This is a genomic window from Amantichitinum ursilacus (assembly GCF_001294205.1).
GTDB lineage: Bacteria > Pseudomonadota > Gammaproteobacteria > Burkholderiales > Chitinibacteraceae > Amantichitinum > Amantichitinum ursilacus.
The window spans coordinates 159,335-181,079 of record NZ_LAQT01000037.1 but is presented as its reverse complement, the minus strand read 5'-3'; the positions used below and the strand labels follow the sequence as shown (position 1 = coordinate 181,079).

Genomic DNA, 21,745 nt, shown 5'->3' with positions numbered 1-21,745 from the left:
CTTTCGAGGCTCATATGAATAACTGGATTAAAACGACCATGCTGATGGCCGCCATTGTGGCGCTCTTCGGCTTGATAGGTGGCATGGTGGGCGGACGCAGCGGCATGCTGCTGGCGCTGCTGTTTGGCGGCGGCATGAACCTGTTCGCCTACTGGAATTCCGACAAGATGGTGCTGCGTATGTATAACGCGCACCTGGTCGACGACAGCACCGCGCCCGAACTGGTGGCGATGGTGCGCGAACTGGCGGCCAACGCCCAACTGCCGATGCCGCGCGTGTATGTGATTGAAGAAGACCAACCCAATGCCTTCGCCACCGGGCGCAACCCGGAAAATGCGGCCGTGGCCTGCACCACTGGCATCATGCGCATGTTGTCGCACCGGGAGTTGCGCGGCGTGATGGCGCATGAGCTGGCGCACGTCAAACACCGCGACATCCTGATTTCGACCATTACCGCCACTATGGCCGGTGCGATTTCGGCGCTGGCCAATTTCGCCATGTTTTTTGGCGGCCGCGACGAGAACGGCCGCGCGGTCAATCCCATCGTTGGCATTGCGGTGGCCATCCTGGCGCCGTTGGCAGCGTCGGTGATCCAGATGGCGATTTCGCGCGCGCGTGAATTTGGCGCAGACGCAGGCGGCGCGCGCATTTCCGGCGACCCGCTGGCGCTGGCCGAAGCACTGCGCAAGATTGAATATTATGCGGCGGGCATCCCCATGCCCACCGCCGAAGCCCACCCTGCCACGGCGCAGATGATGATCATGAACCCGCTGCATGGCGGTGGATTGGCCGATCTGTTCCGTACCCATCCGCGCACCGAAGAGCGCATTGCGCGCTTGCAGGCGATCTCACGCGGTGAAATCCTGATCAACCACGAGTAAGTATGTTCGCAACGCAAAAATACGCATCCCAATCGCTCAGCGCCGTGCTGGCCGGGCAAACCCTGACCGAGGCACTGAGCGAGCTCTGGAAGGCCATGCCCGACTTGCGTCCGCAACAACGCGGCGCCATTCAGGACTTGAGCTACGGCACGCTGCGCCACTTTGGCCTGCTGGATAACACGCTCAAGCTGTTGCTTAACAAGCCAGTGCACGAGCCTGCGCTGAAAGCGCTGTTGCTGGTGTGTTTGTACCAGCTGCAATTTACCCGCGCCGCGCCCTACAGCGTGGTGGACCATGCCGTCAAAGTGGCGTCGCATACCGGCTCGGGCCAGGGCAAAGGGTTGGTCAACGCCATCCTGCGTAATTTTTTGCGCCGCCGCGACACCATCCTGAACGAAGCGCGCCACAACGATTACGGCAAGTGGTCACATCCGCAATGGTGGGTGAATGCCATGCGCGAAGCGTGGCCCGCGCAGTGGGAGAGCATCCTTAACGCCGGCAATCAACATCCGCCGCTCACGCTGCGCGTAAACCGCCATCGCAGCAACGTGGAGCAATATATGGCGCTGCTGGCCGAGGCAGGCCTCGAAGCCAGCGTCACCGGCAAAGACGCCATCCGCTTGCGTTATCCGGTGGGTGTGGATCGGCTGCCAGGCTTTTTTGATGGCCTGGTCTCGGTGCAGGATCTGGGCGCGCAATATGCCGCGCAATTGCTGGATGTGCAGGACGGCATGCGCGTGCTGGATGCGTGCTCGGCCCCGGGCGGCAAGACCGGCCATTTGCTGGAAACCGCCACGCTGGACCTCACCGCCGTGGATAGCGACGCGCAACGGCTAACGCGCGTGGGCGACAATCTGCAGCGCCTGGGTTTGTCGGCAAAACTGGTGCGCGGCGACGCTTCGCGCCCCAAAGAGTGGTGGGATGGCACGCCGTTTGATCGCGTGCTGGCCGACGTGCCGTGCTCCGCCAGTGGCGTGGCGCGCCGGCATCCGGACATCAAATGGCTGCGTCGACCCGAAGATATTGTCCAGTTTGCGCAACAACAAGCCGTAATGCTGGATGCGCTGTGGGGTTTGGTGGCTCCGGGCGGCAAACTCCTCTATGCTACGTGCTCGATATTCCCGGCTGAGAACAAGGATCAGGCTGCTGCCTTTGCGGCGCGTAACGCCGATGCACAGCGCCTGCCGGTGAACGTGGGAACAGCCGACGACGGTCAGCTCTTGCCGAACCCGGAGCACGATGGTTTTTATTACGCCCTTTTTCAAAAAGCCCGCTAAGTGGTCACGCCGCACCCGTTCGTGGTGCGGCCTGCTGCTGGTCTGGTTTTTGATGGCTACGGGGATGTCGGCAGCCTGGGCGGAGCCCGGCACCATCAAGGCCACGCAAACTGCCGCCGCGTATGGTGAAAACCAGATCGAGCTGTCCGGCCGCTTTATCGTCACCCTCACCCCTACCCTTGAAGACGCGCTCGCCAATGGCCTGAGCCTGCCCTTCGTCTACGAATTCCAGCTCACGCGGCCACGCACTTATTCGTGGTATCGCCAGCTGTCCGACTGGTTTTCCCCCACCGCGACGCTGACTTACCGGCTGAGCTATCACGCCTTGTCACGCCAGTACCGGCTGCATCTAGGCAGCTTTTATCGCAGCTTCAGTTCGCTGGATCAGGCCCTGGCCGCGCTGGGCGTCTTGCGCGATTGGGGCGTGTTGCAAGATACCTCACTGGCGCGCGACAAGGACGATCTGGCCGGGCGCATGCGCCTGCGGCTGGATATGTCGCAACTGCCCAAAACCTTCCAGCTGACCGCGCTGGGCCATAGCGACTGGCAGCTTGAATCGCAATGGACCGACTTCGCCCTGCATAACGAGGAGGAGGCGCATTGATGCGGCGTAGCCTGCTTATTCTGGGGTCGCTGGGCACCATCCTGCTGTTTTTGCTGGCTACTGCCTCAGGCAATACCTCGGCATTTGCCCGCTATTACCAAGGCCTGCTGGCGATCAACGGTTTGATGCTGGTCAGCATGGTCGTGCTGGTAGGGCTACGCCTGCGCCAGTTGCTCAAAGCCGTTAAAGCCAAGGTATTTGGATCGCGGCTGACCTTGCGCATGGTGTTGATGTTCTCGCTGGTGGCAGTGCTGCCTGGCGCGCTGGTGTACACGCTGTCGGTGCAGTTTCTGAATCGCTCCATCGAAACCTGGTTTGACGTGCGGGTCGAGAAGGCGCTGGATCGCGGCCTTAACCTGGGCCACAACGCCATCGATTTTCAGCAAACCGATCTGCTGCGCAAAGCACGCGTGATTGCGTTGGAAATCCACGATGAGAACGGCTCGGCCGTGTTGTCGCGGCTAACCCGGCTGCGTGATCAGATCGGCGTGCAGGAAATCAGTCTGTTTGATGAAACGGGCCAGACGCTGGCGCATATCGGCAATGAAAACGCCGGGCTATTCCCCACCATTCCTGAGCGCAGTCAGTTACGCCAGGCCATGCAGGGGCCGGTCAAATCGCTGGAAACCGACAGCGAACAAGGCCTGATGATGCGCGTGATGATCGGCGTGCACGACACCGGCTTATCGGAGCGCGCACGCATCTTGCAGCTACGCCAACCGATCCCCAAGGCGCTGGCCGAAGATGCCGAGCTGGTCGAGCAGGTGCGCGCCGATTACAAACAGCTCTCGCAATCGCGCCAGGGCCTCAAGCTGATCTACAGCCTGACGCTCACGTTGGCCTTGTTGATGGCCTTGCTGGGTGCGGTGGCGCTGGCGATTTATCTGTCTGACAAACTGGCCGCACCCTTATCGGTGCTGGCCGAAGCCACGCGCGCGGTGGCGGCGGGCGATTATTCGCAGCGCCAGCCGGTGATCAGCCGCGACGAACTGGGCATTCTCACGCACTCGTTTAACCGTATGACCCGGCAGTTGGCCGATGCGCGCGCTTCGCTGGAACAGCATCAGGCCGAGCAGGAAGCCGCCAATGCCTACCTGGAGGCCATGCTGGGTTCGCTGACCGCGGGCGTGCTGTCGTTTAACGATCAGTGGGTGCTGGCGTCGACCAACCAGAGCGCCCTGCGCATTCTCAGTATTGATCCGGCGCAATTACGCAATCTACCGCTGGCGCAGTGGCCCAGCGTGTATCCGGCTCTGTCCACGCTTAGCCAGCAAATGATTTCCGGCTTTACCGGCACCGAAGAACACTGGCAGCAAGAAGTGGAAGTGGCCGAGCAAAACCGCATTCTGCAAATGCGCGGCACGCGTCTGACGGTCACTGAAGGCACATCCAGCGGCTATCTGGTGGTGTTCGACGACATCACCGATCTGATCTCCGCCCAGCGCGATGCGGCGTGGGGCGAAGTGGCGCGCCGCCTGGCCCACGAGATCAAGAATCCGCTCACGCCGATCCAGCTGGCGGCCGAACGCCTGGGCTTCAAGCTGGCCGACAAGCTCGATGCTGCGGGCCAGGACATGCTGGCGCGCAATACTCAGACTATTGTTAAACAGGTTTCTGCGCTAAAACAGATGGTGGATGCGTTCCGCGATTACTCGCGTAAGCCAACCGGTAAGAAAAAGCCGCTGGATCTGCGCGAATTGCTGCACGAAATACTGGTACTGTATGAAGCCGCTGCTGTGCCGGTGCATGTGGAAGACACGGCGGACGGCGCGCTCGAAGTCCTGGGCGACGCCACGCATTTGCGTCAGGTTATCCACAACTTGTTACAGAACGCGCAGGATGCCGTGACCGCGGTGGCCGCTCATCCTGAAAAAACCGCCCCTCGCATTTGCGTTCGGCTGGTAAAAACCGATAAATTTGCCCGACTCGTGGTGGAAGACAGCGGAAACGGCTTTCAACCCGATATACTCCCTCGCGTGTTCGAGCCATACATAACGACAAAACAAAAGGGCACGGGCTTAGGCCTGGCGATAGTAAAAAAAATCATTGATGAGCACCACGGTCGTATTCAGGCGGGAAACCGTGATGGTGGCGGCGCCTATGTTCGTATTGATCTGCCGCTGGTGGAGGATTGAAGTTGCATAGTCAGGACATTCTGGTTGTCGATGATGAAATCGGCATTCGTGAGTTGTTATCGGAAATTCTGCAAGACGAAGGTTATAGCGTCGCCGTGGCGGAAAACGCCGAGGCGGCCCGGCGTCTGCGCAATCAGGCGCAGCCGCGCCTTGTATTGCTGGACATCTGGATGCCGGATACCGACGGCGTCACCCTGCTGAAGGAATGGGCCCGCAATGGGCAGCTGACCATGCCGGTGGTGATGATGTCGGGGCATGCCACGATCGACACTGCAGTTGAAGCCACGCGGATCGGCGCGCTGGACTTCCTCGAAAAACCCATTGGCCTTGCCAAGTTGCTGGCGACCGTCAAACGCGCCGTCAACCTGGTTCAGGAGGCGCCCCGACCGGTCGTCACCCTGAGCAAACTGGGCGAAAGCGAACACATCCGCGAACTCACGCGCATGCTGCAAGCGGCGCAAACGCAAAGCGCGCCGGTGCTGCTGATCGGCCCGCCGGGCGTGGGCTTCGAGTTTTGCGGTCGCTATATGACGCCCGATGGCAAGCCGTTTGTAGCCCCGTTTTCCAACGAAGAATTTGCGCTCGCCTCGCAAGAGCTGCTGAACAAGGCTTCGGGTGGCACGCTGTTCCTGCGCGATCTGGCTTATCTGGATACACGCGCCCAGGCGGGCCTGAAATCGGTGCTGGGCAAGCTCGAAAAAATGAAGGTGCGGCTGGTTTCGGCCAGCAGCCGTCCGCTGGATCAACTAAGCGGCGACCTCGACCCCGAGCTGTTCCGTCAGTTGTCGCAGTGGATAGTGCCCGTGCCCGGTTTGCGCGAACACAAGGAAGATATTCCGCGTATCGCCGAATCGATCCTGGCCGACACCGTCACGCAGCACAAACTGGGCCCACGTCGCTTCAGCCACGGCGCACTGCAGTTGCTGGCGCAGCAAGACTGGCCGGGCAACCTGGACGAGCTGACCAATGTGGTCAAAAGCCTGGCGTTGTCGTGCCGCGATGGCGAGATCGACATCAATCCGGTGTCGCGCATCCTGTCGCAGTTTTCGCCCGGCGTAGATGGTGTGGCCACGCAGATTGCCGCCCCCGCCCCGGCCCTGTCGGCGGTGGACATGAACCTGCCCTTGCGTGAAGCACGTGACCAGTTCGAAAAGTATTATCTCGAGCGCCAGATCGAATTGTCAGGCGGCAATATGAGCCGCGTGGCAGAGCGCATCGGCCTTGAGCGCACTCACCTGTATCGCAAGCTCAAACAGCTGGGCGTTACCATGCCCAAAAAGAACAAGGTGATTGAAGAAGACTGATCTGACACGGCCGCCAGCCTGCTGGCGCTGTGCTAGTCTGAACGGGAAGTTGCGCTGCAGCTTCCCGTTTTTTCATTGCATCTAGCCCAAGAGACGCTGCGACGTGTCCAATATCCTGATTCTCGGCGCTGGCCGGGTCGGCGCTACAGTCGCCGAACAGCTGGTGTTCGAACACCACAATGTCACCATCGTCGATGACAATCCCGCCAATCTAAAACCACTCAGTTCGCGCCTGGATTTGCGCGCCATCACCGGCTCGGCCATCAACCCACACGTGCTGCGCGAGGCCGGAGCCGAAGACGCCGAACTACTGCTGGCGGTCACGCCCACCGACGAACTGAACATGGTGGCGTGCAAGATGGCGTACCAGTTATTTCGCGTGCCCACGCGCATCGCCCGCATCCGCAATACCGAAATCCTGGCGTATGAAGAAATGTTGTCCGAAGACGTCGGCTTTGCCATCAGCCAGGTAATCACACCTGCGCAGATCGTCACCGATTATCTGGTGCGGCTGATCAAGATGCCTGAAGCGCTGCAAGTGCTCGACTTTGCCGAAAAGCTGGTGCAGATGGTGGTGGTGCGCGTGACCGCCAATGCGCCCATGTGCGACAAACCGCTGCAGCAATTCAACACCGTGCTGGGCGATGTGGATCGGCGTGTGGTCGGCGTCTACCGCGATAACCGGTATGTGCGTCCCGATGGCGATACCGTGCTGCACGCGGGCGACGAAGTATTCGTGCTGGCCCCTACCCGGCAGATGCGCAAGGTGATTGAAGCGCTGCACACGCAGGAACGCCCGATCGAACGCATTCTGATTGCAGGCGGCGGCAACGTGGGTTTTCGCCTGGCCAAGGCGCTGCAAAAGGATTATCAGGTCAAAGTGCTGGAAAGCAGCGCCGTGCGCTCGGAATGGCTGGGTACCGAATTGACGCGTTCGCTGGTCCTGCACGGCGATGCCACTAGCGAAAATCTGCTGGATTCTGAACAGATTGCGCAGACCGACCTGTATCTGGCGCTGACTTCGGACGACGAAGACAACATCATGTCGGGCTTGCTGGCGCGGCAGATGGGCGCGCGCAAGGTCATCGCCATTATCAATCGCTCGCGTTATGTCGATCTGCTGCAAGACAGCCGCATTGATGTCGCGCTCTCCCCTGCCCAGCTCACCATCGGCTCGTTACTGGCCGAAGCGCGCCAGGGCGATATCACCGCCGTGCAACCGTTACGCCGCGGGGCGGCCGAGGCGGTGGAACTGGTGGTGCACGGCAATAAATCGGTCTCGCGCGTGATTGGTCGGCGTGTGGATGAACTGCGCATGCCAGCGCACGCCTTCCTGGCGGCCATCGTACGCGACGGCAAGGTGATCATGGTCCACCACGACACCGTTATCGAAGCCAACGACCGCTGCATTCTGTTTGTGCACGACAAAGACGACACGCGCGATGTGGAGCGTCTGTTTGCGGTCAAGGTGGGGTTCTTCTGATGCGCTTTCTGCCCACCCTGCACATCCTGGCGCGGATTGCCCTGCTGTTTTCATTGACCCTGCTGGCCCCGATCGGCGTGGCGTGGTTTAACCATGATCAGGGGTTTATGCCGTTTGTGCATGCGCTGGCCTTGCTGGCGGGCAGCAGCATCGCACTGATGGCGGTGACGCTGCCGTTCCGGCGTGAACTGGCGGCGCGTGATGGTTTTCTGCTGGTGACCGGCCTGTGGGTGCTACTGCCGTTGGCCGCCTGCGTGCCGCTGATGCTGTACAGCACGCAGTTGCCGTTTACCTATGCCTATTTCGAAGGCATGTCCGGCCTCACCACCACCGGCTCCACGGTAATCCGCGATCTGGACAGCCTGCCGCTGTCGCTCAATTTGTGGCGGCATATGCTCAACTGGATAGGCGGCATGGGGATTATCGTGCTGGCCGTCGCCATCCTGCCTTTGCTGGGCATTGGTGGCATGCAGTTGTTCAAAGCCGAAACGCCCGGCCCGATCAAAGACACCCGGCTAAAACCGCGCATCCGCGAAACCGCACGCAATTTGTGGCTGGTGTATGCCGGGCTCACCATCGTCTGCATGTTGCTGCTTAAATCGGCGGGCATGAGCTGGTTTGATGCGGTTTGCCACGCCATGGCGGCGATTTCGCTGGGCGGCTTGTCCACCCATAGCACCAACGTCGGCTATTTTGATTCGCCCGCCATCGAAGGCATTCTGATTATCTTTATGCTGCTGGGCGCCACCAATTTCGCCACGCATTATCTGGCGCTCAGCCGCCGCTCTTTGCTGGCCTATTGGCGCGACGGCGAACTGCGCGCCATGCTGGGCGTGTTGCTGGCGGCGGCCTTGGGTCTATCGGCCTATCTGGAATGGCAAGGCACTTACCCCGACTACCTGACGGCATTACGCCATGTGGCCTTTAACCTGGTCTCCATCGGCACCGCCTGCGGCTTTGCCACGCAAGACTTTGGTAGCTGGCCCATCTTTGTGCCGCTACTGATGTTATTGCTGTCGTGCTTTATTTGTTGCGCAGGTTCGGTCGGCGGCGGCATCAAGATGTTCCGCGCTTTAATCCTGATTAAAGAAGCGGGCCGCCAGTTCACCACGCTGTTGCATCCCAATGCGGTACGCCCGATGCGCGTCAATGGCATGGCCGTACCCACGCCGGTGATCTTTTCGGTTTTAGGTTTTATTGCGCTCTACTTTATTTGCGTGGTGGTGTTTACCTTTGCGCTATTACTCAGCGGGCTGGATTTTCTGACCAGCTTTAGCGCCGTCATCGCCAGCATTAACAATGCCGGGCCGGGCCTGGGCGAAATCGGGCCTTCAGGCAATTTCGCCATCTTTACCCAGCCGCAAATCTGGGTGTGTACGGCGGCGATGCTGATTGGGCGGCTGGAGATTTTCTCGGTGTTGATTCTGTTAACGCCGCAATTCTGGCGCAGCTAATGGGTAAGCCCCCCCAAAAAAAACGGACCCGCAGGTCCGTTTTTTATATGGATGACGCTCGCCATCAAACGCTCATTCGGCCACTTCAATCCGGCCACGCCCGCTGTGCTTGGCGCGATACAACGCTTCATCGGCGCGCAACACCAGCGCCCGGCCATTTTCGTCGTCCTTCAGCGTGGCGATGCCAGACGAGAACGTCACCTCCAGCCGCTGCGCCTTATGCATAAACGGCGACTTGTTGGCCACCACGCGCAGCCGATCCACCACATATTGCGCGCCGCGGTGATCCGTTTCCGGCAGCATCACCAGAAACTCTTCGCCGCCATAACGCACCAGCGTATCGGTTTCGCGCAACACCGCCTTGGCCAGATTGGCCATATGCACCAGCACCTGATCGCCCACCAGATGGCCGTGGCGGTCGTTGATCAGCTTGAAATCGTCCAGATCAAAAATCACCACGGTCAGCTTGGCGCCGCTACGACGGGCGCGTTTGCATTCGTTGGAAAGCAGATGATCAAAACCCTGGCGATTCAGCGAACCGGTCAGCGGGTCCAGCTCCAGCATCTTGCGGTTGTGCGCCAGGTCTTCTTCGATATGGCGTACCGATTCGCGAATCGCAGCCAGATCAATATGTGATGATTTGACCGTCGTGTGGATATTGCTGGTGGAATGAATAATATCGTCCAGCAATTCTTCGAGTTTGCTATGCGTTTCTTCAGGCGGCTGCGTGCGCGTTAAATGCGCCTGGCGCGTTTGTTTAAGCTCGCCCAGCCGGTTGGCCATGGTGTCGCCGCCTTCGGCCAACGAACTAAGCAGCTGCTCGGTGGTATCCCGCGTATCGCTTACTGCATCGTCCAGGCGGCACAGAATCTGCCAGGCCTGCTGTAATTCGTCATTGGTTTTTTCTTCGGGCGACTTAATCGTGACGATCGCGTTGTAGAATTGCGCGTAATTTTCCGGCGTCGGCGGCATGCCGCGCTCAGCGAGTCGCTTCAGGGCAATACGGGCAATTTCAACCGGATTGACCGAGGGCGGGATGGGCATGATGGCTTTTGACGTAATTTTTCTTGAAGCCTGATTGTACGCAACCGATCCGACAGCGGCCAGCACGCAACCATTTTGATTTGAATACACAACACAAGATCATGCACATCCACATCCTGGGCATTTGCGGTACTTTCATGGGCGGCGTGGCCGCATTGGCGCGCGCCGCGGGCCACACCGTCACGGGCTGCGATGCCGGGGTGTATCCGCCGATGTCGGATCAGCTCAACGCGCTGGGGATCGAACTGGTAGAAGGCTGGTCGCCCGAACAGATCAACCTGGGCGCCGATCTGTACGTGGTGGGCAATGTGGTCACGCGTGGCAATCCGCTGATGGAAGAAATCCTTAACCGCGGCCTGCCGTATACCTCGGGCCCGGAATGGCTGCGCGATCATATTCTGCAAGGCCGCTGGGTACTGGCCGTGGCAGGCACGCACGGCAAAACCACCACCACATCGATGCTGGCGTGGATTCTGGATTACGCGGGCCTGGCCCCCGGTTTTCTGGTGGGCGGCGTGCCGGAAAACTTTGGCGTATCCGCGCGCCTGCCGGGCGAACCGCGCCAGGAAGTCGGCGGCCAGTCGCCTTTCTTTGTCATTGAAGCCGACGAATACGACACCGCCTTCTTCGACAAGCGCTCCAAGTTTGTTCATTACCGCCCGCGCACTGCCATCCTTAACAATCTGGAATTTGATCACGCCGATATCTTTGCCGATCTGGCCGCCATCGAAACGCAATTTCATCATCTGGTGCGCACCGTACCGGGCAATGGCCGCGTGGTGGTCAATGGCGCGCAGGCCAGCCTGGAACGCGTGTTGCAACGCGGCTGCTGGAGCGAAGTGGAGCGCTTTGGCGACAGCAGCGGCTGGCAAGCCGATAACGATGACGGCCAGCAATTTGATGTGCTGTTTGAAGGCGCCAAACAAGGCCGCGTGGAATGGGCCTTGCTGGGCGAACACAATCGCATGAATGCGCTGGCGGCCATTGCAGCGGCGCGCCACGTGGGCGTGCCGGTGGCCGAATCGATTGCGGCGTTGGGCACGTTTCTGAGCGTCAAGCGGCGCATGGAAATCAAAGGCGAAATCGACGGCGTAACCGTCTATGACGACTTTGCGCATCACCCCACCGCCATCACCACCACGCTGGCAGGCCTGCGGCGCAAGGTAGGCGGCGCGCGCATTCTGGCGGTGCTGGAACCGCGCTCCAACACCATGAAGCTGGGCACGATGAAAGCGCAGTTGCCCGCCAGCCTGGTCGATGCCGATGTGGTGTTCTGCTACGGCGCCAATCTGGGCTGGGACCCGGCCGAAGCGCTGGCCCCGCTGGGCAGCAAGGCGCATAGCCATAACGATCTGGACGCGCTGGTGGCCGATATCATCGCCACCGCGCAAGCGGGCGACCACATTCTGGTGATGAGCAACGGCGGCTTTGGCGGCATCCATGGCAAGTTGCTGGCGGCGCTAAAAGCACGCGCAGACTGAGCTAATAGGGTGGGTCCAGATCCACCCATCAAAGCCATTGCCCCCTGCCGCGGGCCTGGCACACCCCTTTGGTCTATGGGCCCGGCGGGGCGCCTCACCAGAACACCGGCTCGGCCTCCAGCTGCACACCGAACCGGTCGTATACATCGCGCTGCACTTGCGCCACCACCGCGTTGACATCATCACGCATTGCGCCGCCGTGGTTAACCAGCACCAGCGCCTGCTTTTCATACATGCCCACCGGGCCGATGCGCTTGCCTTTCCAGCCCGCGCGCTCGATCAGCCAGCCCGCCGCCAGCTTGGCTTTGCCCTCGCCCGCCGGATAACTGACCAGCTCGGGCCATTGCGGCAGCAAGCCATCACGCAGCGCTACGGGCACGATCGGATTCTTGAAAAAGCTGCCGGCATTACCGATCTGCGCGGGGTCTGGCAGTTTTTTACGTCGCACGCTGATCACCGCCTGCGCCACGTTTTGCGGCGTGGCGGCCAGGCCCAGCGTGGCCAGCTCACGCTCGATATCGCCGTAACCAGTGTGCAGCGTGGGTACTTTGGGCAAGCGGAACTCCACCGCCACAATCACCCAGCGCCCGGCTTCGGCTTGTTTAAACACGCTGTCGCGATAGGCAAAGGCGCATTCGTCGCGGTGGAACACGCGCGGCGCGCCGCTGACCAGGTCCAGCGCATGCACCGCATGCAGCGTGTCTTTGACCTCAACGCCGTACGCGCCGATGTTCTGGATCGGCGCTGCGCCGACGGTCCCGGGAATCAACGCCAGGTTTTCCAGTCCCGCCAGGCCGTGCGCCAGCGTCCACTGCACAAAGTCGTGCCAGTTTTCGCCGCCGCCCGCGCGCACATAGATGGCGTCGGCATCCTCAGCGATGATCTCGCGGCCGGGCACTTCCACTTTCAGCACCACGCCGGGCACGCGCGCGGGCAGCACCAGATTACTGCCGCCGCCCAGTACATAGCGCGGTAATGCGCTTAAAGCCGGATCGGCCTGCAGCGCCAGCAAGTCGTCCGGCCCGCGCAGGCGGTATAAAAAATCGGCCTGAGCGTGCAGGCCCAGCGTATTGAGCGCGGTCAGATCAGCGGAAGGTGCAAGCGGCATGGCGTTTCCTGGCAAAACGCGATTATCCCGCATAAGGTACAACGCGCGCAGCCCTGCGTTGCGTTGGCACGCACAACCCCAACACGCGCCGCGACGCAAGCCTCGGTAACTGGCATATTTACGGCTGCACAACCGCCGTAGCTCGACTACATTGGCGGGCCCTTGGCGCTTATCTCTTATTACAGGCTTGTCATGCCGCTGCATCCATCGCTCGTGCTCGCGACCACGCCCATCAACCGCCGCAAGGTGCTGCGCGGCGCAATCGCAGTCGGACTGCCGCTGCTGATTGCGCTCTCGCGCGGCGAGTTTCTCCCGGCCGTGTATGGCGGCGTCACCGCTTACTACACCTTGTTTGTGGATTACGGCGGCGAAACCAGCGAGCGCGTGGCGGCCATTCTGTATATGACGTTAGGCATGTTGCTGGCGGGCATTGCCGGCGTGGCCGGGCATTGGGTGCCGGGCGCATCGCTGGCTTTGCTGTGTGGCTTTGCACTGTTTGCCGGCTGGTTGCAGGGTGCAGGCGGCTCAGTCGAATTTATCGGCAAATACTGGCTGGTGGCGTTTCTGTTTGGTGATAGCGCGCCGCATTTACCGCCCTTATGCGGCACGTATGTGATTGTGGGTGGCTTATCCGGCATCCTGGCCGTGCTGGTCACGCTCAATCTGTTTAAAGAACCCGAATTCCAGACTGCGCCGATGCTGCGCGAAGCGGCGCGCCACCTGATGCGACGGCGGCATAACAACGGCGCGTTTGCGTTGTATTTCACCATTCTGGTGGTCACCGGCTATGTGCTGGGCCAGTCGTTGGGGCTGATGCGCTATTACTGGATTCCGCTGACCATCACCATCGTGACGGTTTACGACGTGTTTCATAGCGTGCACCGACTGATCCAACGCCTGGTGGGCTCGCTGATCGGCGTGCTGCTGGGCGCGTTGGTCATCCATTTTGTGCAGAACGAATGGGCACTGGCGCTGATCGTTACCCTGATGGGTGCGGTCACCCCAGCCGCGCAGGCGCGCAATTATTGGGTGACGGTAATTCCGATTACCGCGCTGGTGATGATCCTGCTGGATTTTGGTTTGGTGCAGCAGGCGCGGCTGCCTGAATTTGCCTGGGCGCGGATCGAGAACACGATTATTGCGTGCGCGATTTGTGGACTGGGGTCGGCGATTTATATCAAGCTGCTGCCGCGGATTGAGCGGTGGGAAGCGCATCAGCGGCGGCCACGGCCGATGAAGTTTTAAATAAAAAAGCCCCGCGATGCGGGGCTTTGTTTTGCGCGAGCGGCTTATTTGCAAGTGCCGCCGGCTTTCCACAGTGACGGGGTGGCAGCGGGGTTCCAGCCCGCGCCGACGTAGTCGGTCTGCGTGACCAGCGCGGTGTAGTTGCTGCCGCTATAGCTGACCACCGCACCCGCGTTATAGGTGCTGCCTTCTTTCCACACCGGGCACGAACCGGATGGCGTCGGCGCAGGCGTGGGGGCCGGAGTCGGCGCAGGCGTTGGCGCAGGGGTCGGTGCTGGTGCGGGCGTCGGCGCCGGCGTGGGTGCAGCGCTGCCGCAATTGCCGGTGGCGGTCCAGGGCTGGCCGCTGCCGACCGGGCCGCTGGCGGTGGCCGGGCTGTTGCCTTGCGTCCACCAGTTGGCTTTGTAGTTCACGCCGTTGTAGCTGACCACTGCGCCGCCGTTATAGGCGGTCGAAGCATTCCACGCCGCGGCGCAAGAACCCGACGGCGTTGGGGCCGGCGTGGGTGCAGGTGTCGGAGCCGGTGTCGGTGCAGGCGTCGGCGTCGGTGCGGGGGTCGGCGTGGGCGCAGGCGTCGGCGTGCCGGAAGCCACGCTCTGGAACGTCTTCACAAACTGGAAGTTGGTCTGCGTGGTGTTGGAATACTGATCATTGCCGCCCGTGCCGCTGCGATCGCGTTGCAGCGCCCAGAAGCTCAGCAGGCCCACGCCATTGGTCTTGGCAAAGTTGGCCACGGTGGTGGCGTCGGCGGTAGTAAACACTTCGGCCGCGTCATCGTTCACCCCGATCATCGGGGTAATGCCGATCATGGCCCAGATTTGCGCCGTGCTCTTGCTCGGGTAGATGGTCTTGAGCTGGTTGAACACCACATTGGCCGCCGACAGCGTCAGGCTGCCCATGGTGGCGCCGGTATCAAAGCTGCCGCCAAAATCCATGGTCATCAGATTGACAAGGCTGACGTTAACGCCCGCGCTGGCCGCCGATTGCACAGCATTGATGCCGTCTTGCGTCAGGCCACCGCCCCACGAAATTGCGGGGATCACCGGCAGCGTCAGCGACACATACAGGCCCGGGTATTTTTGTTGCAGTTGCAGGATCGCGGCATTACGTACGGTGTTGAGCGCGGCGTTGCCCAACTGACCGCCTTCGACGTCAAAGTCGATGGCGCGCACGCCGGTGCTTTGCAGAATGCCATCGATCAGGCTGAACATCTGGCTGGCACTACACGTGGATTCCAGATAGGTGCCGTTGGCCCCGCCAAACGAAATGATCACGCGGCCACCGGCGTTCTGGAACGCGGTGATATCGCTTTGCATTTGCGAGACCGAGTTATCCACCGCGCAACCGCCGCTGGACACCAGGAAAGCCAGCGTCGCGCCTTGCAGGCCAGCTTTGTTTTTGGCGTCCATCAGGCTGGTGACGGCGTAGCTGCTGTTGCCGAAGCCCCAGGTATAAAAGTACGGCGCCACCCGGGTAGCGCAGGCCTGTGCGGCCACGCCAGCCAGCGCCAGTGCGCAGACCAGCGATTTGATACGACGCGATTTTTGCATAGCCATCTCGTTGTTTCCTCTCGACTTTTTGGTTTGAAGCCAGAATACCGGCGTAAAAAAGCCCTCCCCGGGGGTAGGGAGGGCCAGGTCTCACTGCCTTGTCAAAACATTGCTCAGTTGCGGATCGCGCCCATCGCCTTGGTCAGCGTTGCGGTGCTGTCATCGCCATCCAGAGACCACGAGAACATGCCGCCCATACCCTTGGTTTTGGCGTAGTTCACCTTGGTCGCGATGATGGTCGCGTCGTCATAGCTCCACCAGTTGGTGCCGTCATACTTGTACAGGCCCACCACGGTGTTGTTGTAGTAGACGTTACCGGCTGCGTTCTTCAACACGTTGTAGTTGTTGATGCCCGCTTCCGATGCGCCTGCTGCCGGGCCAGTGGCCGCTTGGTACAGACCGTTGTTGACGTTCTTCACGCCGGTCCAGCCACGACCGTAGTACGGAATGCCCAGGTTGAGCTTGTTAACCGGGAAGCCGCCTGCGACCAGTTCCTTGACCGCATCATCGGTATCGTAAGTGGCCATCACGCCGCCGCCTGCGATATTCGGGCTGGCCGGGTCCTTGTACAGGTTGGCATGGAAGTCAGTCGGGCCTTTCGCCTCCCAACCGCCGTGATAGTCGTACGTCATCACGTTCATCCAGTCCATATACGGCGCCAGAGAGCCCAGTTCTTCCTGCGCAATCTTGTCCGAACCCGCACCGGTGGTGGCCGTCAGCAGATAATGCTGGCCCAACGCATCCATCTGTTTACGGAACTCGGCCATCAACAGCGTGTAGTTATGCTTGTCGTTGACCGCATCCACCGTGTTGTAACCCACGCCCTGGATACCCGGGTATTCCCAGTCAATGTCGATCCCGTCGAAGATGCCTGCCAGTACACCGGTACCACCGGTGGCCGAGCCGGAATCAACCGGGTAGTTGCCCTTCAGATACATATCCACGCAGCTGGATACCAGGGCCTTGCGATTGGCATCGGTGGCAGCCGCTGCCGAGAAGTACTTGGACCATGTCCAGCCACCCAGCGAAACCAGTACCTTGATATTCGGGTATTTGGCTTTCAGTTCTTTCAGCTGGTTGAAGTTGCCTTTGACCTTCTGGTCCCAGGCATCGGCCACGCCGCTGACCGAAGTGGCAGCGTCAAAGCCTTTCTGGATATCCGCCCAGGCATCGCCACCGAGACCGGCGCTGGGGCTGGAGGCATCGGTCGAGCCAGGCTCGAGCGCAGTCACCTGACCCTGGCACTTGTAGGTACCGTCGGCTTGCTTGTAGATGTTGTTGAATGCGTAGTTGATGAAGGTCAACTTGGCGGCCGCGCCGCTGGTGTCGATGGTCTTCACGTAATACGCGGTGCTGTAGATACCCCACTGGGCGAAGTACGAACCGACCTGGTAACCGCTGGTGGGCGTCGGCGCCGGGGTGGGCGCAGGCGTCGGAGCGGGAGTCGGCGTCGGTGCCGGGGTGGGCGCTGGCGTCGGAGCCGGTGTCGGTGCGGGCGTCGGCGCCGGTGTGGGGGCCGGAGTCGGTGCAGGCGTCGGAGCCGGCGTCGGCGTGCTGCCGCTACAGTTGCCGGTGGCGGTCCACGGTTGGCCGCTGCCGACCGGGCCGGATGCGGTGGCCGGGCTGTTGCCTTGCGTCCACCAGTTGGCTTTGTAATTGATGCCGTTCAGGCTGACCACAGCGCCAGCGTTATAAGCAGTGCTGGCGCTCCATACGGCGGCGCAGCCGCTGCTCGGCGTCGGAGCCGGTGTGGGCGCAGGCGTCGGAGCCGGAGTAGCGACCGGCGTCGGCGCCGGGGTCGGCGTGGGTTTAGGCGTCGGCGCTGGCGTGGGCGCCGGCGTCGGTGCGGGGGTAGGTGCGGGAGTCGGCGAGCCGGAGCCCGAGGTATCTACGCCCAGGTCTTTCCACAGGCTGGGGGTAGAAGCCGGGTTCCAGTTGGCGCCGACGTAATCGGTCTGGGTTACCAGTGCCTGGTAATCATGACCGTTGTAATACACCACGGTACCTGCTGAGTAGGTACCGCCGTCCTGCCAGGCCGGATAAGCAGCAAAAGAATGGGCCGCCACGAGGGCGGCCGGTATCGCCGCGAGTACAAAACGATTGATACGCATAAAGAAGGGTCTCCATCCTGTCTTGTGCATTGGCGTTATTCACGCGCATGTAATGGTCTGGTCCACCGGCTTGTTTATGTCAGTCGATTGCAAGCAATCGCTGCTATTCCTGGCGGCCAACGGGTGCAGGTTCTGCCCCGCTTTCGACGTGGTGCATTAACTCTCTAATGGCGAATTTGTGTCAACCCCTGGTACTTTTACACAGAAATTGCGTAGTAGTAGTTTTACTTACTACAACTTTTGCGCTTACAGAAACGCACCAAGGTGGATTTGTTGCGATGCAATATATGGCACGCTGATTGACGCTGTAGCTAGGAATATTGCGGCGCAGCACCATGTTGCAACGCATCATTATCATTGCCTGATGTACTTTGCCCGTTTCTTGCGCAGTAATCTCGCACCAGAAAAATGCTGAAACGACCCTTGGTCGCCGACAAAAAGCAGACAGACGGCAGACACATTCTGAATCAACCGCGCCACACGCGGTCGTCTAGCGAGCGCGCCCGTGTGTCCGCATAGTGCGGGCCGTCTCTTGAAAGAACTGGTCAGTTTGGGTAGGCGATTTCTGACGTCGGGAGGTGGCAACTGGTATTACGTTGTCATACGCAGCGGTCGTGAATTGGTGCGCGTGGCATCCGGGTGAATCGCGTCGGACGCATAGGGTGGGTCAAGACCCACCAGCTAAAGCGGTATGCCAGGAACAGCGCTATGAGCAGTCGGCTTTGAATGGTGGGTCTTGACCCACCCTATGGGCGGTTGCCGAGGTTCCAGCGGGCGCAGTACCACTTGGTCTGGTTGTTGGACAATCCGACCAGCACACTACCCGAGAACGACAGAAACCGCGGATACGGCCCGGCGATGGGTTCGAAGTGCGTCGACAGCGTGGTCTCGATGGTTTGTTTGACCTTGTCCACTGGCTGCGCAATCAGCACGCCCACCATCAACGCACCGCTGGTAGGCAAATTGACAAAGGCTTCTTTGGCGGTGACCCCACCCAGTTGCGCGCCCTGGCTGTCAAACCACTCGGCCTCGCCCCACGTGCGCAGCGGCGTACCGAGATAAGAGCGGAAATAACCGCGCCACCACGCGGTCGACCATTCGGAACGGCAGGTCAGCGCGGCTTCCATCTGCTCGCCAAAGTGGCTGGGCACGGCGGCGGACGCTGTGGCCGCCAATAACAACGCCGCCACAAGCATCCCCGCCTTGATGTGTACAAGTCGGAGGCTCATGGCGGCGTAGTGTGCCAGCGGCACGGGCCGATCGGCAATCAGAGGTCGATCAACCCGAGTTGCGCAGGCCAGCGGCGATGCCGTTGATGGTCAAATGCACCGCGTGTTGCAGGTCTTCGCTTTCATCGCCAGCACGCAGGCGCTTGAGCAGTTCCACCTGCAGATGGTTCAGCGGGTCAAGATACGGCAGGCGGTTATCCAGGCTGCGCGCCAGCAAAGGGTTGTCGCCCAGCAACGTGGAATGCTCGGTAATCGCCATCACCGCATCCACGGCGCGTTGCCATTCTTCCTTGATGCGGCCAAAGATGCGGCGCGCCAGATCCTGATCGCGCACCAGTTCCGAGTAACGCGCAGCAATCGCGATATCGGATTTGGCCAGCACCATTTCCATATTCGAAATGGTCACCTGAAAGAACGGCCATTCTTTATATTGCTCGCGCAGCACCGCCAGCCCGGTTTCGCCGGTTTCGGCCAGATATTCAGCGATGGCGGTGCCGAAGCCGAACCAGCCCGGCAGCATCAAACGACATTGCGACCAGCTGAACACCCAGGGAATCGCGCGCAGATCGGCAATCGAATTGGTGTTTTTACGTGCGGCCGGGCGCGAACCGATGTTCAGGTTCGGGATTTCGTTGATCGGCGTGGCTTCGCGGAAATAGGTGATGAAATCGGGCGTGGCGTAAACCAGATCGCGATACGCCTGATACGCGCGCAGCGACAGGCGTTCGGCCAGCTTGTGACGTTCCGGCGTGTCCACGGTGGCTTGCGCTTCGGTCGGGAAGCTGGCTTCGAGCGTGGCCGCAATCATGATCTCCAGATTGCGCCGACCCACTTCGCGGTCAGCAAACTTGGAGGCAATCACTTCGCCCTGCTCGGTAATCCGGATCTGGCCCGCAACCGAACCCACCGGCTGCGCCACGATGGCGTCGAAAGCCGGGCCGCCACCACGGCCGACCGTACCGCCACGGCCGTGGAACAGCCGCATTTTGACGCCGGCCGCTTCAAACACTTTGACCAGATTCAGCTCAGCCTTGTACAGCTCCCAGTTGGAAGTCAGATAACCGCCATCCTTGTTGGAGTCGGAATAACCCAGCATCACCTCTTGCACCATATCGCGCCCCGCCACGATCTGACGCCACTGCGGCAGCGCAAACAGATCGCCCATGATCTGGCCGCAAGCGCGCAAGTCGCCGATGGTTTCAAACAACGGGATGATATTGATGCGGGCTTTGACGGCGGGCGCCAGCTGGATCAGGCCGACTTCGTTCATCAGCAAAGCCACTTCGAGCAAATCGGAGGCCGACTCGCAATTGCTGATGATGTAGTTGGGCAGCACCGACTCGCCATAACGTGCTTGCAGTTCAGCCGCGGCACTGAAGATATCCAGTTCTTTCTGCACTTCAGGCGAGTATTCCAGATACGGGCAGATCAGCGGACGTGGGCTGGCCAGCTCGCGCAGCAGCACCACGCGGCGCGACGCCTCGTCCAGACGCATATAGTTTTCGAGGCCGGCTTTTTCGAACAGCTCGGCCACGGCCTTCTCATGCATATTGGCGTGCTGACGCATATCCACCGGCGCCAGATAGAAACCAAACACCGACAGCGCGCGTTGCAGACGACGCAAACGGCCATTGGCCAGCTTGGCCGCGCCGTGCGATTTCAGCGAATTGGAGATCACTTCCAGATCGTGCGCGAGCTCGTCGGCGCTTTCGTATTCCGGCGCGCGCGCCACGTCGTGCAATTGATGGTGGAACTTGCCAATCTTGACGGCGGTGGCAAAAATCCGCGCGCGCACATGGCCCACGGCCAGACGATACGGCTCTTCAGATTTACGCTGATCTTCGTTGGCTTGCTCGGCCAGCGCCTGCAACGATTGATCCACTTGCACCAGGCGCGTGGACATCGACAGTTCGCTTTCCAGCTTGGAACACTGTTGATAGTAATAGTCGAGCGCGATACCCGACTGGCGCGACACCGCATAACGCAGCACATCGCCGGTCACAAACGGGTTGCCGTCGCGGTCGCCGCCAATCCAGGAACCCACATGATAGAAGTTGGGCAGCTCGACTTTGGTGTTGGTCAGTTCGCTCAGGCGATCTTCCAGGTCCAGATACAGGCGCGGCACTTCGTGCAGGAAAGTATTGCGGAAATACGCCGAGCCATTTTCGATTTCATCCTGCACCGTCAGTTTGAAGGTGCGGATTTCGCGCGTTTGCCACAGCGTCAGCACCACGCGTTCCAGCGCTTCGTGATTGGCGCGCAGCTCTTCGGTGGTCAGCGGATAACGGTCGCGCGCTTGTAGCAGATCCGAAATCGCGCGATGGCATTCGAGGATGGTTTTGCGTTTGACTTCGGTCGGGTGCGCGGTCAGAACCGGCGCAATGAGTGTTTCACCCAACAAAGCGAGGATTTCTGCGGGTTTAACGTCACGGGCCAACAAGGCATCAATGGCAGCGGCTATACTTCCGCGCTGAGCCGTGGAACCTTGCATCTTGTGTACGCGACGACGCCGGTTGTGATGCAGGTCTTCCGCAATATTGGATAAATGCGAGAAATAGCTGAACGCACGCACCAACGCCATGGCGCTGGTCAGGTCCAGAGAAGACAAAGTACGCGCCAGCGTGGCGCTGGCTTCGGGATCGCGCCCTTCCACGTAGCGGATGGCCAGATCACGTATGGCCCCGATCTGGTCCGCGGCGGCATTGCCGGTTTGTTCGCGGATGGTGCTGGCTAAGACTTCGGCCAGGGTATCGAGGTCTCGTGCCAGGGGCTGGTCTTTATTCACGGCTATGGGTTCTAGTACAGAAGACATGGCATTCGCTATCGTGTGACGTTAATC

Annotated in this window: 15 protein-coding genes; 9 read left to right on the top strand and 6 right to left on the bottom strand. The window is 60.5% G+C overall.

The features are described from left to right. Window positions 1-14: 14 nt before the first annotated feature. From htpX to WG78_RS20910, 7 genes are all read left to right on the top strand, one after another. Window positions 15-881, top strand: a complete 867-nt coding sequence (htpX, locus tag WG78_RS20940) for a zinc metalloprotease HtpX (protein WP_053939782.1) — start codon at window positions 15-17, stop codon at window positions 879-881. Window positions 882-883: 2 nt separating this feature from the next. Next, on the top strand, window positions 884-2,158 hold the full coding sequence (gene rsmB / locus WG78_RS20935; protein ID WP_053939781.1) for a 16S rRNA (cytosine(967)-C(5))-methyltransferase RsmB: 1,275 nt from the start codon (window positions 884-886) through the stop codon (window positions 2,156-2,158). Window positions 2,159-2,222: 64 nt separating this feature from the next. Beyond that, window positions 2,223-2,762 (top strand): DUF4390 domain-containing protein, encoded by a 540-nt coding sequence (locus WG78_RS20930; RefSeq protein WP_053939780.1) that lies wholly within the window; start codon window positions 2,223-2,225, stop codon window positions 2,760-2,762. Beyond that, on the top strand, window positions 2,762-4,897 hold the full coding sequence (locus WG78_RS20925) for a sensor histidine kinase (protein ID WP_053939779.1): 2,136 nt from the start codon (window positions 2,762-2,764) through the stop codon (window positions 4,895-4,897). Before WG78_RS20930 ends, WG78_RS20925 begins: the two co-directional genes overlap by 1 nt. A 2-nt stretch (window positions 4,898-4,899) precedes the next feature. Then, a complete protein-coding gene (locus WG78_RS20920) occupies window positions 4,900-6,201 on the top strand; it encodes a sigma-54-dependent transcriptional regulator (RefSeq protein WP_053939808.1) in 1,302 nt (433 codons plus the stop codon). Window positions 6,202-6,304: 103 nt separating this feature from the next. Then, window positions 6,305-7,684 (top strand): Trk system potassium transporter TrkA, encoded by a 1,380-nt coding sequence (trkA, locus tag WG78_RS20915; RefSeq protein ID WP_053939778.1) that lies wholly within the window; start codon window positions 6,305-6,307, stop codon window positions 7,682-7,684. Continuing rightward, window positions 7,684-9,138: a TrkH family potassium uptake protein gene (locus WG78_RS20910; protein WP_053939777.1), complete on the top strand. Its 1,455-nt coding sequence runs from the start codon at window positions 7,684-7,686 to the stop codon at window positions 9,136-9,138. Before trkA ends, WG78_RS20910 begins: the two co-directional genes overlap by 1 nt. 72 nt (window positions 9,139-9,210) lie before the next feature. Here the strand turns inward: WG78_RS20910 and WG78_RS20905 are convergent, their stop codons facing one another. Beyond that, entirely contained in the window at window positions 9,211-10,182 is a 972-nt protein-coding gene (locus WG78_RS20905; RefSeq protein WP_053939776.1) for a GGDEF domain-containing protein, read from the bottom strand. 98 nt (window positions 10,183-10,280) lie between these two features. Here WG78_RS20905 and mpl point away from each other — a divergent pair, with 98 nt between their 5' ends. Continuing rightward, window positions 10,281-11,663, top strand: a complete 1,383-nt coding sequence (gene mpl, locus WG78_RS20900) for a UDP-N-acetylmuramate:L-alanyl-gamma-D-glutamyl-meso-diaminopimelate ligase (RefSeq protein ID WP_201782513.1) — start codon at window positions 10,281-10,283, stop codon at window positions 11,661-11,663. A gap of 94 nt (window positions 11,664-11,757) precedes the next feature. Here mpl and murB read toward each other — a convergent pair whose 3' ends face one another. Next, window positions 11,758-12,771, bottom strand: coding sequence for a UDP-N-acetylmuramate dehydrogenase (gene murB / locus WG78_RS20895; protein WP_053939774.1), 1,014 nt, complete (start codon window positions 12,769-12,771; stop codon window positions 11,758-11,760). 192 nt (window positions 12,772-12,963) lie between these two features. Here murB and WG78_RS20890 point away from each other — a divergent pair, with 192 nt between their 5' ends. After that, complete coding sequence (locus tag WG78_RS20890) at window positions 12,964-14,016, top strand: FUSC family protein (protein ID WP_053939773.1); 1,053 nt, start codon at window positions 12,964-12,966, stop codon at window positions 14,014-14,016. A 44-nt stretch (window positions 14,017-14,060) separates the two neighbouring features. On the opposite strand, the gene WG78_RS22880 is transcribed toward WG78_RS20890, so the two are convergent. The 4 genes from WG78_RS22880 to ppc all read right to left on the bottom strand — a co-directional run bounded on the left by WG78_RS22880 (window position 14,061) and on the right by ppc (window position 21,718). Beyond that, on the bottom strand, window positions 14,061-15,572 hold the full coding sequence (locus WG78_RS22880) for a carbohydrate-binding protein (protein ID WP_053939772.1): 1,512 nt from the start codon (window positions 15,570-15,572) through the stop codon (window positions 14,061-14,063). A gap of 107 nt (window positions 15,573-15,679) precedes the next feature. Beyond that, a complete protein-coding gene (locus tag WG78_RS22245) occupies window positions 15,680-17,677 on the bottom strand; it encodes a glycosyl hydrolase family 18 protein (protein ID WP_083459495.1) in 1,998 nt (665 codons plus the stop codon). A 746-nt stretch (window positions 17,678-18,423) separates the two neighbouring features. Then, entirely contained in the window at window positions 18,424-18,906 is a 483-nt protein-coding gene (locus WG78_RS20870) for a hypothetical protein (protein WP_152969338.1), read from the bottom strand. A gap of 49 nt (window positions 18,907-18,955) precedes the next feature. After that, a complete protein-coding gene (ppc, locus tag WG78_RS20865; RefSeq protein WP_053939770.1) occupies window positions 18,956-21,718 on the bottom strand; it encodes a phosphoenolpyruvate carboxylase in 2,763 nt (920 codons plus the stop codon). Window positions 21,719-21,745: the final 27 nt, after the last annotated feature.